The organism is Parvimonas sp. D2 (assembly GCF_035282635.1).
Taxonomy (GTDB): domain Bacteria; phylum Bacillota; class Clostridia; order Tissierellales; family Peptoniphilaceae; genus Parvimonas.
The window spans coordinates 1-18,305 of the sequence record NZ_JAYKBO010000002.1; the positions used below are offsets into that span (position 1 = coordinate 1).

Consider the following 18,305-nt stretch of genomic DNA (forward strand, 5'->3'; position numbering starts at 1 on the left):
AGACTCTGCTGATAATAACGGTGTTTACAAAGACAGAGAAATTACTTGGACTAAAGAAAAAGTAGCTAATGGTGAAACATTTGTAGTTACATTTAGAGTAAAAGTTGATGACAATGTAAGTGGAGAAAAGATTTTAAATAAGGCAAATGTTCTTGAAGGAAAAAACAGTTTTGTCACAAACGAAACAACAAACCCAACATCAACAAAGCCAGTAAAAGATGTTTTTGATAGCAAAGACAATAAAGCAAGTATCGATGGTAACGAAGTAAAAGCAGGACAAGAATTACTTTATAAGGTTACTTACAAGAATACTACTGGAAAAGAACAAAATGTTGTAATTAAGGATAAGATTCCAGAACATACAACATTTGTAAAGGGATCAGCTACAAATAATGGTGTTTTCAAAGACGGAGAAATCACTTGGACTAAAGAAAAAGTAGCTAATGGCGAAACATTCGAAGTTACATTTAAAGTAAAAGTTGATGACAATGTAAATGGCGAAAAGATTCTTAATAAAGCTAATGTAGTTGAAGGAAAGAATAGTTACGATACAAACGAAACAACAAATCCAACACCTACAAAACCAGTTAAAGATGTTTTTGATAGCAAAGAGGACAGTGCAAGTATAGATGGTAAAGAAGTAAAAGCAGGTCAAGAACTACTTTATAAAATTACTTACAAGAATACAACTGGAAAAAAACAAACAGTAACAATAACTGATAAAACTCCAAAACACACAACATTTGTTTCTGCAGATAATGATGGAACAGAAAATGGCGGAACTATTACGTGGGTTAAAGATGTTGAAAATGGAGATTCTCTAACAGTTACTTTCAAAGTAAAAGTTGATGATAATGTAAATGGAGAAAAGATTTTAAATAAGGCAAATGTAGTTGATGGAAATAATAGTTATGATACAAATGAAACAACAAATCCAACACCTACAAAGCCGGTAAAAGATGTATTTGATAGTAAAGACGATAAAACAAGTATTGATGGTAAAGAAGTAAAAGCAGGCCAAGAATTACTTTACAAAATTACTTATACAAATACTACTGGAAAGAAACAAACAGTAACAATAACTGATAAAACTCCAGAACACACAACATTTGTTTCTGCAGATAATGATGGAACAGAAAATGGTGGAACTATTACGTGGGTTAAGGAAGTTGAAAATGGGGCTTCTCTAACAGTTACTTTCAAAGTAAAAGTAAAAGATAATGTAAATGGCGAAAAGATTTTAAACAAAGCAAATGTAGTTGATGGAAATAATAGTTACGATACAAACGAAACAACAAACCCAACACCTACAAAGCCGGTAAAAGATGTTTTTGCTCCTAGTGATAACAAAACTAGTATCGATGGTAAAGAAGTAAAAGCAGGCCAAGAATTACTTTACAAAGTTACTTACAAGAATACTACAGGTAAGGAACAAGATGTAACAATAACTGATAAGATTCCAGAACATACAACTTATGTAGAAAACTCAGCAGATAATAATGGAGTTTTCAAAGATGGAACAATTACTTGGACTAAAGAAAAAGTAGCTAATGGCGAAACATTCGAAGTTACTTTCAAAGTAAAAGTAAAAGATAATGTAAGTGGTGAAAAGATTCTTAACAAAGCAAATGTAGTTGATGGAAATAACAACTTTGATACAAACGAAACTACAAACCCAACATCTACAAAACCAGTAAAAGATGTTTTCGCTCCTAGTGATAACAAAACTAGTATCGATGGTAATGAAGTAAAAGCAGGGCAAGAACTACTTTACAAAGTTACTTACAAGAATACTACTGGAAAAGAACAAACAGTAACAATAACTGATAAGATTCCAGAACATACAACATATGTAGAAAACTCAGCAGATAATAATGGAGTTTTCAAAGATGGAACAATTACTTGGACTAAAGAAAAAGTAGCAGATGGTGAAACATTCGAAGTTACATTTAAAGTAAAAGTTGATGATAATGTAAGTGGTGAAAAGATTCTTAACAAAGCAAATGTAGTTGATGGAAATAATAAGTTTGATACAAACGAAACTACAAACCCAACAGCTACAAAACCAGTAAAAGATGTTTTTGAACCACAAAACGATCGTATCAGTATTGATGGACAAGTTGTAAAAGGTGAACAAGAGTTACTTTATAAAGTTACTTATACAAATACTACAGGTAAGGAACAAAAAGTAACAATAACTGATAAGATACCAGAACATACAACTTATGTAAAAAATTCTGCAGATAATAACGGAAGTTTCAAAGATGGAACAATTACTTGGACTAAAGAAAAAGTAGCTAACGGAGAAACATTCGAAGTTACATTTAAAGTAAAAGTAAAAGCTGATGTAAATGGTGAAAAGATAGTAAATAAGGCAAATGTAGTTGATGGAAATAATAAGTTTGATACAAACGAAACAACAAATCCAACATCAACAAAACCAGTAAAAGATGTTTTTGCACCTAGTGATAATAAGACAAGTATCGATGGTAACCAAGTAAAAGCAGGCCAAGAACTACTTTACAAAGTTACTTACAAGAATACTACTGGTAATGAACAAACAGTAACAATAACTGATAAGATTCCAGAACATACAACTTATGTAGAAGGTTCAGCAGATAATAACGGAAGTTTCAAGGATGGAAAAATTACTTGGACTAAAGAAAAAGTAGCTGATGGAGAAACATTTGAAGTTACATTTAAAGTAAAAGTAAATGATAATGTAAATGGTGAAAAGATTTTAAATAAGGCAAATGTAGTTGATGGAAATAATGATTATGATACAAATGAAACAACAAATCCAACACCTACAAAGCCAGTAAAAGATGTAGTTAGCCCTAGTGATGATAAAACAAGTATTGATGGTAATGAAGTAAAAGCAGGCCAAGAACTACTTTATAAAATTACTTATACAAATACTACTGGAAAGAAACAAACAGTAACAATAACTGATAAGATTCCAGAACATACAACATTCGTTTCTGCAGATAATGATGGAAAAGAAAATGCTGGAACTATTAAGTGGGTTAAAGATGTTGAAAATGGAGATTCTTTAACAGTTACATTTAAAGTAAAAGTAAAAGACAATGTAAATGGTGAAAAGATTCTTAACAAAGCAAATGTAGTTGATGGAAACAATAGTTATGATACAAACGAAACAACTAACCCAACACCTACAAAGCCAGTAAAAGATGTTTTTGCTCCTAGTGATAACAAAACTAGTATCGATGGTAATGAAGTAAAAGCAGGTCAAGAACTACTTTATAAAATTACTTATAAAAATACTACTGGTAATGAACAAAAGGTTGTAATTAAGGATAAAATCCCAGAACATACAACATTTGTTTCTGCAGATAATGATGGTGTATATAAAGACGGAACAATCACTTGGACTAAGGAAAAAGTAGCTAATGGCGAAACATTCGAAGTTACTTTCAAAGTTAAAGTAAATGACAATGTAAATGGAGAAAAGATTTTAAATAAGGCAAATGTAGTTGATGGAAATAATGATTATGATACAAATGAAACAACAAATCCAACACCTACAAAGCCAGTAAAAGATGTAGTTAGCCCTAGTGACAATAAAACTAGTATAGATGGTAATGAAGTAAAAGCAGGCCAAGAACTACTTTACAAGATTACTTATACAAACACTACTGGAAAGAAACAAACAGTAACAATAACTGATAAAACTCCAGAACATACAACATTCGTTTCTGCAGATAATGATGGAACAGAAAATGGTGGAACTATTACGTGGGTTAAGGAAGTTGAAAATGGGGCTTCTCTAACAGTTACATTCAAAGTAAAAGTAAATGATAATGTAAATGGTGAAAAGATTCTTAACAAAGCAAATGTAGTTGATGGAAATAATAAGTTTGATACAAACGAAACAACAAACCCAACACCTACAAAGCCGGTAAAAGATGTTTTTGCTCCTAGTGATAACAAAACTAGTATCGATGGTAAAGAAGTAAAAGTAGGACAAGAACTACTTTACAAGATTACTTATACAAATACTACAGGTAAGGAACAAGATGTAACAATAACTGATAAGATTCCAGAACATACAACTTATGTAGAAGGTTCTGCAGATAATAACGGAAGTTTCAAAGATGGAACAATTACTTGGACTAAAGAAAAAGTAGCTAATGGAGAAACATTCGAAGTTACATTTAAAGTAAAAGTAAAAGATAATGTAAGTGGTGAAAAGATTCTTAACAAAGCAAATGTAGTTGATGGAAATAATAAGTTTGATACAAACGAAACAACAAACCCAACATCTACAAAGCCAGTAAAAGATGTTTTTGCACCTAGCGATAACAAAACAAGTATCGATAGTAATGAAGTAAAAGCAGGCCAAGAATTACTTTATAAGATTACTTACAAAAATACTACAGGTAAGGAACAAAAAGTAACAATAACTGATAAGATTCCAGAACATACAACATTTGTTTCTGCAGATAATGATGGTGTATATAAAGATGGAACAATTACTTGGACTAAGGAAAAAGTAGCTGATGGTGAAACATTTGAAGTTACTTTCAAAGTAAAAGTAAATGACAATGTAAATGGTGAAAAGATTCTTAATAAGGCAAATGTAGTTGATGGAAATAACAACTTTGATACAAATGAAACAACAAATCCAACACCTACAAAGCCAGTAAAGGATGTATTTGAACCACAAAATGATCGTGTAAGTATTGATGGACAAGTAGTAAAAGCAGGCCAAGAATTACTTTATAAAGTTACTTATACAAATACTACAGGAAAAGACCAAAAAGTTGTGATAAAGGATAGAATTCCAGAACATACAACTTATGTAGAAGGTTCAGCAGATAATAACGGAGTTTACAAAGATGGAGAAATCACTTGGACTAAAGAAAAAGTAGCTAATGGAGAAACATTCGAAGTTACTTTCAAAGTAAAAGTAGATGAAAATGTAAATGGCGAAAAGATAGTAAACAAAGCAAATGTAGTAGATGGAAGTAACAACTTTGATACAAACGAAACAACAAACCCAACATCAACAAAACCAGTAAAAGATGTTTTTGATAGTAAAGATGATAAGACAAGTATTGATGGCAATGAAGTAAAAGCAGGTCAAGAATTACTTTACAAAATTACTTACAAGAACACAACTGGAAGTAAGCAAACTGTAACAATAACTGACAAGATTCCAGAACATACAAAATTCGTTTCTGCAGATAATGATGGAAAAGAAAAAGATGGAACAATAAAGTGGGTTAAAGAAGTAGAAGATGGAGAAACTTTAACAGTTAGCTTCAAGGTAAAAGTTGATGATAATGTAAATGGTGAAAAGATTTTAAATAAGGCAAATGTAGTAGATGGAAACAATAATTATGATACAAATGAAACTACAAACCCAACACCAACAAAACCAGTAAAAGATGTTTTTGATAGTAAAGACGATAAGACAAGTATTGATGGTAAGGGAGTAAAAGCAGGACAAGAATTACTTTACAAAGTTACTTACAAGAATACAACAGGTAAGGAACAAAAGGTTGTAATAAAGGATAGAATTCCGGAACATACAACATATGTAGAAGGTTCTGCAGATAATAACGGGGTTTACAAAGATGGAGAAATTACTTGGACTAAGGAAAAGGTAGCGGATGGAGAAACATTCGAAGTTACATTCAAGGTAAAAGTAAAAGCTAATGTAAATGGCGAAAAGATAGTAAACAAAGCAAATGTAGTAGATGGAAACAATAATTATGAAACAAATGAAACTACAAATCCAACACCATTAAGACCAAGACCACAAGTACCAAAGACAGGATATGGAGTAAATACAGGATTATATACAGTATTACTAGGATTATCAGCTGGGGCACTTGGAGGAATGAAGATCAGATATAGAAGAAAGAGAAAGAAATAGTTTCTTAAAAGTTAATATTTGATAAAAAGAAAGAAAAGATTGGGAATTAAAACCCCAATCTTTTTTTGTATAATAATTTATTATTCTAAATTTTTATATAATATAGAGATTATTTATATTAAATTATTAAAATCACTTGACATTATATATAATGGTAGGTGAAAAAATATATATTTTAATCTAAATATTAAAAATTTATATATAAAAGCTACAATTGTTGAATAATATAAGAGAAAAGTCGTTGTTTTCAGAAATTTACTTGAAGTATAGACAATTTTAATTGATTGTGATATAATACAAAGTACTAAAATTTTAATTAAATTAATAAATTTTCAGCAATTTGGAGAGTTTCTTTATTGTTTACATTGCAGATAAAATTTAAATTTATATGCAATGTAAATTGAAAAGTTAGTAATTTTTTAATTTAGATTTCTTATGGAAAGGAGAAAATTATATGAGAAGAAAAATTTATAAAACCATCTTATCATTAGTAATGGTTGTGGGAATGATTCTTCAAGTAGTTAGTTCAACTGTTGTTGCTGAAGGAAAAGAAGTAAATGCAACAATTAAAAAGTTCGAAATTCAAAATTTAAGTGGAAAAAAAGCGGATAAAGTATTTGTTACTGATAAATTCTACTTAAGTATGGATTGGGACGCTAGTTCAAATGGAGCAAATCTGAAAGAGGGAGATTATTTTGATATTAAATTACCAGATAATATGAAATTTCCTTCTGATACAACAGCAACAGAATTTAATATTTATGGTGATGATGGAGTTACTGTCATTGCAAAAGCTAAGGTTACACCTGGAGCTGGAAATAAAGGTGGTAAGGTTCGAGTTACTTTTACAAACTGGGTCAATGGAAAAGAAAATGTTAAAGGAAATGTACGTTTAGCTGCACTATTTGATAAGGAACAAGTTAAGAAAAACGAAAAGAACAAATTTGACATTACAGTTAATGGAAAAGTTACTCAAACTGATGTCGAAGTAGTAGGACCAAAAGAATTACCAACAGATGAAATTCTTGCTAAATGGGGGCAATCCGGAGCTAATGCAAATGAAGCAGAATGGTGGGTTAGAGTTAACTACAAAAAAGCACATTTGACTAATGCAGTTATAACTGACCATTTAACTGGTGGAACTGGAGATGAAACATATATTCCAGGTAGTTTCAGACTAGTTCGTGTTGAATATAATAGTTTAGGAGATTATTCAAAAGTTTATGAAAATGTAAATTTGGAAGGTAAACTTACACTTTCTCCTGATAAAAAGACATTTACAATTAATTTAGGTGAAGTAAATGGAGACCAATATCGTCTTATTTACAAAACAACTTATACACCAGGAACTACGCTTCGTAATAATGTAAATATCACTTCAAGTGAAGTTAATACAACTACACATGGAACTCATATTTCCGCAGAATCTGGTGGTTCTGGGACAGGTAATTTAGCCAATAAGATTAAATTAATCAAGGTTGATGCCGAAGATAATACAATTAAATTAGCAAATGCAGTTTTCGAAGTTACTGCTCCAGATGGAAAGAAGTTTGAGTTAAAAACAGGTGCTGACGGAACTATAACTTCTAGTTCTCTTACTTCAGGAACTTACAAAGTAAAAGAAAAAACAGCTCCAACTGGATATCTTTTAAATGAAGAAGAATTTACATTGGTAGTATCACCAAAAGGTGGAGCAATAAAGACAATTTCTAATAAGAGAATTAAGATTAATATTTCTGGTAAAAAGACTTGGGATGATTCAAATAACCAAGACGGAAAGAGACCTGCAAAAATCAAAGTAAATTTACTTGATGATGATAAGAAAGTAGTTCAAACAAAAGAAGTAACTCCAGATGGTGATGGTAACTGGAATTATACTTTTGAAAATGTTGATGAATACAATGTAAAGACAGGTAAGAAGATTAATTATACTGTTTCAGAAGAAAAAGTAGATGGATATAGTACAGAAATAAATGGACATAATATCAAGAATTCTTACACACCTAGCAAGACAAGTATTCAAGTAACAAAAGCTTGGGAAGATAAAGAAAATCAAGACGGAAAGAGACCTGAAAGTGTAACAATTAAGTTATTAGCTGATGGAGTTGCAACAGATAAGACTCTTACTTTAACAAAAACAAATAATTGGACAGGAAGCTTTACTGGACTTGACGAATACAAAGACGGAAAGAAAATTGTTTATACAATCGAAGAAGAAGATGTTGGCAATGGATATTCAGGATTTATTGCACAAACTTCAGAAACAGGATTTAATGTAATAAACAAGAGAGAAACAGAAAAGACATCTGTAGAAGGCTTAAAGACTTGGAATGACAATAACAATCAAGATGGAAAGAGACCTAAAGAAATAACAATTAATCTATTAAAGAATGGAACAAAGATAGATTCAAAGAAAGTTACAGAAGCAGAAGGTTGGAAGTGGAAATTTGAAAATCTTGACAAATATGAAAATGGACAAGAAATCAATTACACTATTTCAGAAGAAAAAGTTGAAGGTTATACTACAGAAGTTGCTGGATATAATGTAAAGAACTCTTATACTCCAGAAAAAACAGGTATTCAAGTAACAAAGGCTTGGGAAGATAAAGAAAACCAAGATGGAAAGAGACCTGAAAGCATAACAATTAAGTTATTAGCTGATGGAGTTGAAACAGATAAGACTCTTACTTTGACAAAGGAAAACAACTGGAGCGGAAGCTTTACAAATCTTGATGAATATAAAGATGGAAAGAAAATTGTTTATACAATTAAAGAAGAACCAGTTGGAAATGGATATATTACTCAAATTATTGGCGATGCTCAAAAAGGATTTAAGGTAATAAATACAAGACAAACTGAAAAAGTAGAAGTTGAAGGCTCAAAGACTTGGAATGACAATAACAATCAAGATGGAAAGAGACCTAAAGAAATAACAATTAACCTATTAAAGAATGGTACTGTAGTAGATACTAAGAAAGTTACAGAAGCTGAAGGTTGGAAGTGGAAATTTGAAAATCTTGACAAATATGAAAATGGACAAGAAATCAATTACACTATTTCAGAAGAAAAAGTAGAAGGATATACTACAGAAGTTGCTGGATATAATGTTAAGAACTCATACACTCCAGGAAAAACAGGTATTCAAGTCACAAAAGCTTGGTCAGATAAAGAAAATCAAGATGGAGTAAGACCTGAAAGTGTAACAGTTAAGTTATTAGCTGATGGAGTTGAAACAGATAAGACTCTTACTTTGACAAAAGCAAATAATTGGAGTGGAAGTTTCACAGATCTTGACGAATACAAAGATGGAAAGAAAATTGTTTATACAATTAAAGAAGAAACTGTTGGAAATGGATATGTAAGTGTTGTTACTGGAACTGCAGAAGATGGACTTACAGTAACTAATACAAGAGAAACTGAAAAAGTAGAAATTGAAGGTTCAAAGACTTGGGATGATGCAAATAACCAAGACGGAAAGAGACCTAAAGAAATAACAATCAATCTATTAAAGAATGGTAATGTAGTAGATACTAAGAAAGTTACAGAAGCAGAAGGTTGGAAATGGAAATTTGAAAATCTTGATAAATTCGAAAACGGAAAAGAAATCAACTACACTATTTCAGAAGAAAAAGTAGAAGGATATACTACAGAAGTAAAAGGATATGATGTTAAGAATTCATATACTCCAGGAAAAACAGCTATACAAGTAACAAAAGCTTGGGCAGATAAAGATAACCAAGATGGAAAGAGACCTGAAAGCGTAACAATTAAGTTACTTGCTGATGGAAAAGAAACAGGAAAGACACTTAAATTATCAGAAGAAAATAAGTGGACAGGAAGTTTCACTGATCTTGATGAATATAAAGATGGAAAGAAAATCGAATATACTATCAAGGAAGAAGCTCTTAAAGATGGCTATGTAAGTGTTGTAACTGGAACTGCAGAAAATGGATTTACAGTAACTAATACAAGAGAAACTGAAAAAATATCTGTTGAAGGTTCAAAGACTTGGGATGATGCAAATAACCAAGATGGAAAGAGACCTACAGAAATTACAATCAATCTATTAAGAAATGGAAAGAAAGTAGACTCTAAGAAAGTTACAGAAGCTGAAGGTTGGAAATGGAAATTTGAAAATCTTGACAAGTATGAAGGCGGAAAAGAAATCAACTACACTATTTCAGAAGAAAAGGTAGAAGGATATACTACAGAAGTTAAAGACTACGATGTTAAGAATTCATACACTCCAGGAAAGACATCTGTTCAAGTAACAAAAGCTTGGGATGATAAAAATGACCAAGATAAGAAGAGACCTAATAGTGTAACAATTAAGTTACTTGCTGACGGAAAAGAAACAGGAAAGACACTTAAATTATCTAAAGATAATAAGTGGACAGGAAGTTTCACAGACCTTGATGAATATAAAGATGGAAAGAAAATTGAATATACAATCAAGGAAGTTGAAGTTGGTAATGGATATAAGACAGTTATTACAGGAAATGTAAAAGAAGGTTTTGTAGTAACTAATGTAAGAACACCAAATAAACCTAAACCAAGAGTACCACAAACAGGATTAGGAAGTTCTTCAGTTCTATATACTGCTTTAGTTGGATTATCAGGAGCTGTTTTATTTGCAGGATTTAGAAGAAAGAAAAAAGAAGATTAATTTTAGAAATTCTTTTAAATAGTAAAAGATAATTAAATATTTAGTAGGTAGAGATACTGTTAAAAGAAGAGCATCAAGGAGATGTTCTTCTTCTTTTTTTGTGACAAAAATATAACTTAATTGTACTTAAACTATATTTTAAAATTTTACTTGAAAGACAGTATCAAATTGTAGTAAAATATAGTAAAAGGTGATAATTAGAAAGGAGAGAATATGAATAAGGAGAATTTACTTAGTGGTGTTGAAGATACTTTATATATTCCTCTTGTTGCAAGAATATTTGCTTCTGAAAAATTTCCAAACTATTTTTATGATGAAAAAGCATTGTCATTAAAGCAATATATTCCTACAAATCTTATTGAAAAAAATGCTAGTGAATATTTTCATATGGCAAGTGTTTGTAGACAAGATGTAATAGATAAAAAGATAATTAAATTTCTTGAAGAAAATGAGAATTGTAATGTTGTATTTTTAGGTGCAGGACTAGAGACTGCCTACAATAGAATTAACAATAAAAAAGCTAATTTCTATCAGGTAGATTTACCTAGCGTTATAGAAATTAGAAATAGAATTCTCGGAAATGCCGAGAACGAAAAGCTAATTTCCGGAGATATGTTTACTCTTGAATGGATAAAAGAAATAGATACAGAATTGCCAACTATGATTGCAGTTTCTGGAGTTTATCAATATTTTAATAAAGAAAAAATTGTGGAAATGGTTAAAAAAATGAAATCTCTTCTTCCCAAAGGAGAGTTGGTCTTTGATGCAACTAACACAAAAGGACTTAAAATTGCAAATAGATATGTTAAGAAAACTGGTAATGTAAATGCACAAATGTATTTTAGTATAGATAATGTAACTGAGTTTACAAAGCTAACAGATACAAAATTAATAGATGTTCAAGGCTTTTTTGCTAGAGCATTGAAAATCTGTTCAAACGCAAAAATAATAACTAAACTATTTATGTATTTTTCAGATAAGTGGAATAGGACAAAGGTTATTCATTTGAAATTAAATTAATGGAGAAGTTATGGACAAGTTTATTATTTTAGGGATATTAATTTTACTTGGATTAGTGTTTTTATATTTAATGTTTAATACGCCAAAAAGAAAAAAATATAATTTAAAAAGGCTAACTTTTAATAATGAAAATAATTTTTCTTGTAAAACTCTTGGAAACGAGCTGTTTATAGCAAAAAGTAGTAGAAAGTTTATATTACCAACAGAATTTGACCTATGGACTGAGATTATTCTTTTCGAAAACGGTATTGCATTTAAAAGAAATAATAAAGAAAAGAAAGTATATTTTTCTGAAATATATGAAATAGAGCCAATGCTGATTAACTCACTTTTTGTAAAGGGTAAATATTTTGGTTACATTTTTAAATGTAATGATAATAGTATTATTGTAAAAAGTAATGATATAGAAGATTTAGAATTATTTATGGAAAAACTTTTTGATCTTTTTCCAAAAGAAATGATAAGAGAAATTTAGAACAAAATAGTCGATGTGGTTTTTAAACTGCATCGACTTTTTTATAATATGACAATTAATGTCATGTTGTGATATAATATTTCTAGGAGATGTTAAGAAATGAGAGATAGCAGACTATTTAGAATTTTATATTATATTTTGGAAAAAGGAAAAGTTACAGCAAATGAACTTTCTGAAAAATTTGAAGTATCAGTGAGGACAATATATCGAGATATTGATGTAATTAGTTCTGCTGGAATTCCAATTTATGCCACACAGGGAAAAGGCGGAGGAATAGAGATAGCTGATGATTTTGTGTTAAAAAAATCTTTGCTTTCCGAAAAAGAGCAGGAACAGATTTTAGTTGCTTTAAAAGGTTTAGAGGGAATAAACAAGCAATACGAAAATGAACTTTTAACAAAATTATCTGCCTTTTTCAAAATTAAGAATACGAATTGGATTGAAGTTGATTTTACAAATTGGCAAAGAGGTAATGAATATGACGAGTTATTTAATGATATAAAATCAGCAATTATAAATAAAAATATTATTAGCTTTAACTATTTTTCAAGTAATGAAAAAGAGATAAGCAGAGAAGTAAAGCCAATTAGACTTTTATTTAAGGGCTGGGATTGGTATGTTTATGCCTTTTGTTTACTTCGAAAAGAATTTCGATATTTTAAATTATCAAGGATTAGGGATTTAAAAATTCTGGATGAAAATTTTGAAGATACTTTTGAAGATGTTGTGCTAATAAAAGAAATGGAGTATAAGGATACTGTCCGTGTTAAGTTAAAATTTGACAGGAAAGTAGCTTTTAGGGTTTATGATGAATTGAGAGATATTAAAGAAGATGAAAAAGGTAATTTATATGCAGAAATAGAGCTTCCGAATGACTATAATCTTTATAATTATATTTTCTCTTTTGGAGAATCCGTAGAAGTTTTAGCTCCTATAGACATTAGAAATAAAATTAGAGATAAGATAAATAAAATGTCTAAAAAATATATAATATGACAAGAGGTGTCATGTAATCTTTTGTATAATTAATATATAAGATACAAAGGAGGTTTACTATGAAATACGAATGGAAGAAAAGTGAAAAATATTTATATGGTGTTAAACAAAAACCAGAATTTATTGAAGTTCCTACTGCATATTATATTATGATTAAAGGAGAGGGGAATCCAAACGAGATTGACTTTTCCAATAGGGTTTCTGCTTTGTACTCTCTTGCATATGGAATAAAGATGTATTTTAAAAATATGAATGACAAGAAAAACGAATACTCTGATTTTGCTGTATTCCCACTTGAGGGGATTTGGGAGAAATCAGATGATGAAGAATTTGATAAGAGCAAACTAAAATATACAATTATGATTAAACAGCCTAATTTTATTACAAAGGAAATTTTTGACTTAGCTTTTGAAAAAGTGAAAAAGAAAAAGCCAAACGAATTATATGATGAAATAAGTTTTGATTGTATTGAGAGTAAAAAGGCAATTCAGATTTTGCATATTGGTAGTTTTGATACAGAGATTGAGTCCTTTGAAAAATTGGATAATTTTGCAAATGAAATGAATTTAGAGAGAAGTGAAAAACTTCATACAGAAATATACTTAAATAATAAAAATCGAACTGCGGAAGATAAACTTAAAACAATATTAAGATACAATGTGAAATAAGGAGGCTTATTATGGCTAGACCAACTACTAAAGAAGATTTGCTTATTAGTGCAAAGGAAAATTATGGAAAGTTAACTGAATTGATTTCTAAATTGTCAGAAAAAGAGCTGAATACTCCTTTTGACTTTTCGGGTGATGTAAAAAAGAAAGAGGCACATTGGAAAAGAGATAAGAATTTAAGGGATATTTTAATTCATCTTTATGAATGGCATATGTTAATTTTAAATTGGGTAAATTCCAATCAAAATGGCGAAGAAAAGCCGTTTATACCAAAGCCTTATAATTGGAAAACTTATGGAGATATGAATGTAGAATTTTGGAAAAAACATCAAAATACTCCTTTGGAAAAGGCAACGGAAATGCTGAATAAATCTCATAATGATATTATAGCTTTGGCTGAAAAGTTTTCAAATGAAGAATTGTTTTCTAAAAATATTTTTAAATGGGTTGGAGGAAGTACATTGGGTTCATATTTTGTAAGTGCTACTTCAAGCCATTATAATTGGGCGATTAAGAAGTTAAAAGCACATCAAAAAAATTGTAAAAATTAATTCTAAATAGAAAAGGGATTAGGATGCATTTTGTAAAAGTAAAGGGAATATTATCTTCTAAAAATGGAATGAATTTATTTCGTGGTTGCACACATGGTTGTATTTATTGCGATTCAAGAAGTAAATGTTATCAGATGAATCATAGTTTTGAAGATATTGAAGTAAAAGAAAATTCAATAGAGCTTTTGGAAGATAGACTTAAAAGAAAAAGAAAAAAATGTATGATTGGTATGGGGTCAATGACTGACCCCTACATTAATGAGGAATTAAAACTGAATTATACAAGAAAAGCAATAGAAATAATAAATAAATATGGTTTTGGACTTACACTCATTACAAAGTCATCAAATATAATTAGGGATTTGGATTTGTTAAAAGAGATTAATTCCAAGACGAAATGCGTTGTTCAAATGACACTCACAACCTATGATGAAAGATTGTGTAGGATAATTGAACCAAATGTTTCCACTACAAAGGAAAGAGTTGAAACCTTGATTAAATTAAGAAAAGCAGGAATACCTACGGTAGTATGGATGACTCCGATTTTACCATATATTAATGATACAAAAGAAAATGTTATTGGCATTTTAAATTATTGCAAAGAGGCAAAGGTAAAAGGAATTCTCTGCTTTGGAATGGGACTTACCTTGCGAGAGGGAAATAGGGAATATTTTTATTCTAAACTAGATAAACACTTCCCATATCTTAAAGATAAATATATTAGAGAGTTTGGAAATTCTTATGTTATTAACAGTAGAAATAATTATAGATTAATGAAAATTTTTCGAGACTTCTGTGAAAACGAAAAAATTATGCATGATTATAATAAAATTTTTAACTATTTAAATACATTTGAAGAAAAAGAAATATCAAAACAACTCAGTATTTTTGATTTGTAAAAAAATAGATTTTATGGAAGAATATTCTTTTTTAGAGTATTCTTTTTTTGTTGAAATAAGAATTAAAATTATTTGTAATATGAATATAAATGTAATAATTCACGTCATAGCACAATGCAGAGAAATTATCCCAACACGTCATCTCGACTGGAGTGAATCTAGCCCTAACTTTGTTTGCTTGCAAACAAAAGTAGGTCTGACGGGGTCGTTGTATCATTTGATACAATGACTCTGGAGATCTCCTAAAGCCCCTTAACTATTAAATTTACAAAAATATTTTATATATCTAATTTAAAATGTAAAATAGAATTATAAATATTTCATTTGGGTAATATAGTAAAAAGAGGGTGATTATATGAATAGAAACAAAGAACAAATGTTGGATTTTTTAGTAAAAGCATTTATAGCTGATTCGGATAATTATAAAAATATGGAAATTCCTGAAGGTGAAACTCAAAAAAAGGTGGTTTTACGATCTCTTATGAATATCCGTATGCCAAGAAAAATGGATGATGAAGTTTTAAAAGTTCAAGATGAATATTTAAAACTTTGTGCAGAAGAAAAGGGAATTGTAGAGCTTAAGGATATTCCAATTATTAAAGATGTTTTTTCCATTTGGCAAGGAGATATTACAAGACTTAAGGTGGATACAATAGTTAATGCGGCGAATTCAATAATGCTTGGATGTTGGGCTCCAATGCATCTATGTATTGATAATCAAATACATACTTTTGCAGGAATTCAACTAAGGGCAGAATGTAACGAAAAAATGCAGGAACTTAAGAAAAAATATGGTCAAGATTATGAACAGCCTACTGCTGTTCCAATGCTTACAGATGCCTATAATCTACCTTCAAAAAAAGTAATTCATATAGTTGGTCCAATTGTTTATGGAGAGCTTACTAAAGAGCTTGAAAAAGAATTAGCTGAATGTTACGAAAAAACTTTGGATATGTGTTTGGAAAATGGACTTAAAAGTGTAGCATTTTGTTGTATATCAACAGGTGAATTTAGATTTCCAAAACAAAGAGCAGCAGAGATTGCAATTGATACAACTAAAAAATGGGTTTTAAAACATCCAAAAGCTATGGATAGAATTATTTTTAATGTTTTCAAAGATGAAGATAAAAAATATTATGAAAAAATGATATAATACTAATGATTATACTATTTTAAAAAGGAGATAATTATGAGTTTTGATTTATTTGTCTTTGAAAAAAGAGAAGAGATAAAAACTTCATTGGATGTGTTTGCATATCAGGAGGAGTTTACAGAATATAAAGAAAATAAAGATTATGAATCTTTAGAGGGATGTTCTCGTGTAATTGCCTGCTGGGCTAAAAAGATGTTTGAAAAATTTCCACCAATAAGTGGGAAGTATGCTTTGCCTGATAAGATTGCCTATGCAACAGAGGATTCAGAAAATCATTTGACTGATTATAGCTTAGGAAAGAATGGAGTATATTGTGCATTCCCATATAATGTTGAAGATGAGGCATTGGAATTTGTAAAAAGTATTGCAGATGAATATGGTGTAGGAATTTATAATCTTCAAAGCAATGATGCAATTTTTTGTAAAGGGATTGACATATTAAAATGTAGAACAGAAAGTATAGACGACTTCGAATGTGATTGGGAGAATGTTGAAAACTTTATTGAAAAATTTAATGATATTGACCGAGTAAATGAAAATGGAGGACTAACATTCATTACCATTTGGTATGAAACTGATGGAAAACAAGGTAATTTTATACAATGTACTCCTTGTTATAAAAATAAGGGATTTTTTTCTTCATTATTTAGTAAGAAAATTTCAAATGAAATAGATTCTTATATTTTTGAAATAGAAAAAAACGGCGGGGTATATCAAACATTTATAGAAGATAAATCCGAACTTATAAAAGTTATAAAAGAATGGTGCATAGATAGAAAAGAGCCTGATATAAGAGAATATAAAAGGATTTTAGACTTGTAGGTAAAATATGAAAGAAAATTATAATAAAACAGATGGATACAGAGAAAGTATTCAAATGGGACTTAAGGGATTAAAGACTGTTGGGAAAAATATATCTTCTGAAAGTGAGTTAAATAAGGAAAAGATTGAATTTTTAAAAAAAGAAATAGAAAATGCGGATGCAATTGTAATAGGCGCTGGAGCGGGGCTTTCAACTTCGGCAGGTTTGACTTATGGTGGAGAGAGATTCGAAAAATATTTTTTTGATTTTTCAAAAAAATTCGGTATAAGAGATATGTATTCCGGTGGATTTTATCCATTTCCTGATAAAGAAACACTTTGGGCTTGGTGGGCAAGAAATATATATTTTAATAGATATATCGAACCACCAAAACCGGTTTACAGAGATTTGTTTTCCATTATAAAGGATAAAGAATATTTTGTTATTACGACAAATGTAGATCATCAATTTCAAAGGACGGGATTTGATAAAAAACGTCTTTTCTATACTCAAGGTGATTATGGACTATTTCAAAGTGTAAATCCACAAAACCAAAAGACCTATGATAATGAAGAATGGGTTATGAAAGCAATAGAAGTTCAAGGATTTAAGAAAAATGAAGAAGGTATTTTTGATATACCTGAAAATAGAGAAATATCAATGAAAATTCCTACAGAAATGATTCCAAAATGTCCTGATGATGACTCCGATGTCACAATGAATCTTCGTGCTGACAGTTCCTTTGTTGAAGATGAAGGATGGCATAGAGCATCAAGAGAATATTATAATTTTCTTGAAAAGTATAAAGATAAACATATACTCTTTTTAGAGTTGGGTGTTGGAAATAATACTCCTGTAATAATAAAATATCCTTTTTGGCAAATGACCATGGAAAATAAAAATTCCGTTTATGCTTGTATTAATTATAAAGAAGCATTTTGCCCTGAACAAATAAAAGACAGAAGTATTTGCATAGACGGTGATATTGGAGAAATACTAAAGAAAATTATGAAATAATAAAAATAGATTTTAAGAAAGAATATTCTTTTTAAGAGTATTCTTTTTTTGTGTAAATAAGAAGTAAAGTTATGATGTTTTTGTAGTGGATGTATCTACGATACATTTACTTATTCTTGTAAACAAGAATAAGTATGAGATTTCTCGGCTTCGCTC

The 18,305-nt window shown here is 29.7% G+C and carries 11 protein-coding genes; all 11 read left to right on the plus strand.

The features are described from left to right. The coding region (locus VJI77_RS02565) for an Ig-like domain-containing protein (protein ID WP_323988147.1) at nt 1-5,902 on the plus strand (5,902 nt) is incomplete at its 5' end. 454 nt (nt 5,903-6,356) lie between these two features. Next, nucleotides 6,357-10,568 (plus strand): Cna B-type domain-containing protein, encoded by a 4,212-nt coding sequence (locus VJI77_RS02570; RefSeq protein WP_323988148.1) that lies wholly within the window; start codon nt 6,357-6,359, stop codon nt 10,566-10,568. Between the two features lie 213 nt (nt 10,569-10,781). Then, nucleotides 10,782-11,588, plus strand: a complete 807-nt coding sequence (locus VJI77_RS02575; RefSeq protein ID WP_323988149.1) for a class I SAM-dependent methyltransferase — start codon at nt 10,782-10,784, stop codon at nt 11,586-11,588. Between the two features lie 10 nt (nt 11,589-11,598). Beyond that, complete coding sequence (locus VJI77_RS02580) at nt 11,599-12,063, plus strand: hypothetical protein (RefSeq protein WP_323988150.1); 465 nt, start codon at nt 11,599-11,601, stop codon at nt 12,061-12,063. Between the two features lie 99 nt (nt 12,064-12,162). Further along, a complete protein-coding gene (locus VJI77_RS02585; protein WP_323988152.1) occupies nt 12,163-13,059 on the plus strand; it encodes a helix-turn-helix transcriptional regulator in 897 nt (298 codons plus the stop codon). Between the two features lie 59 nt (nt 13,060-13,118). After that, complete coding sequence (locus VJI77_RS02590) at nt 13,119-13,727, plus strand: GyrI-like domain-containing protein (protein WP_323988154.1); 609 nt, start codon at nt 13,119-13,121, stop codon at nt 13,725-13,727. 11 nt (nt 13,728-13,738) lie between these two features. After that, on the plus strand, nt 13,739-14,278 hold the full coding sequence (locus tag VJI77_RS02595; protein WP_323988155.1) for a ClbS/DfsB family four-helix bundle protein: 540 nt from the start codon (nt 13,739-13,741) through the stop codon (nt 14,276-14,278). 23 nt (nt 14,279-14,301) lie between these two features. Further along, nucleotides 14,302-15,177, plus strand: coding sequence for an SPL family radical SAM protein (locus VJI77_RS02600; RefSeq protein WP_323988156.1), 876 nt, complete (start codon nt 14,302-14,304; stop codon nt 15,175-15,177). A gap of 355 nt (nt 15,178-15,532) precedes the next feature. Beyond that, nucleotides 15,533-16,330, plus strand: a complete 798-nt coding sequence (locus tag VJI77_RS02605) for a protein-ADP-ribose hydrolase (protein WP_323988157.1) — start codon at nt 15,533-15,535, stop codon at nt 16,328-16,330. 36 nt (nt 16,331-16,366) lie between these two features. Continuing rightward, nucleotides 16,367-17,152 carry a hypothetical protein gene (locus VJI77_RS02610; RefSeq protein WP_323988158.1) on the plus strand — a complete coding sequence of 262 codons (786 nt, stop codon included), beginning with the start codon at nt 16,367-16,369 and terminating at the stop codon, nt 17,150-17,152. A 7-nt stretch (nt 17,153-17,159) separates the two neighbouring features. Then, nucleotides 17,160-18,149 carry an SIR2 family NAD-dependent protein deacylase gene (locus tag VJI77_RS02615; RefSeq protein ID WP_323988159.1) on the plus strand — a complete coding sequence of 330 codons (990 nt, stop codon included), beginning with the start codon at nt 17,160-17,162 and terminating at the stop codon, nt 18,147-18,149. Nucleotides 18,150-18,305: the final 156 nt, after the last annotated feature.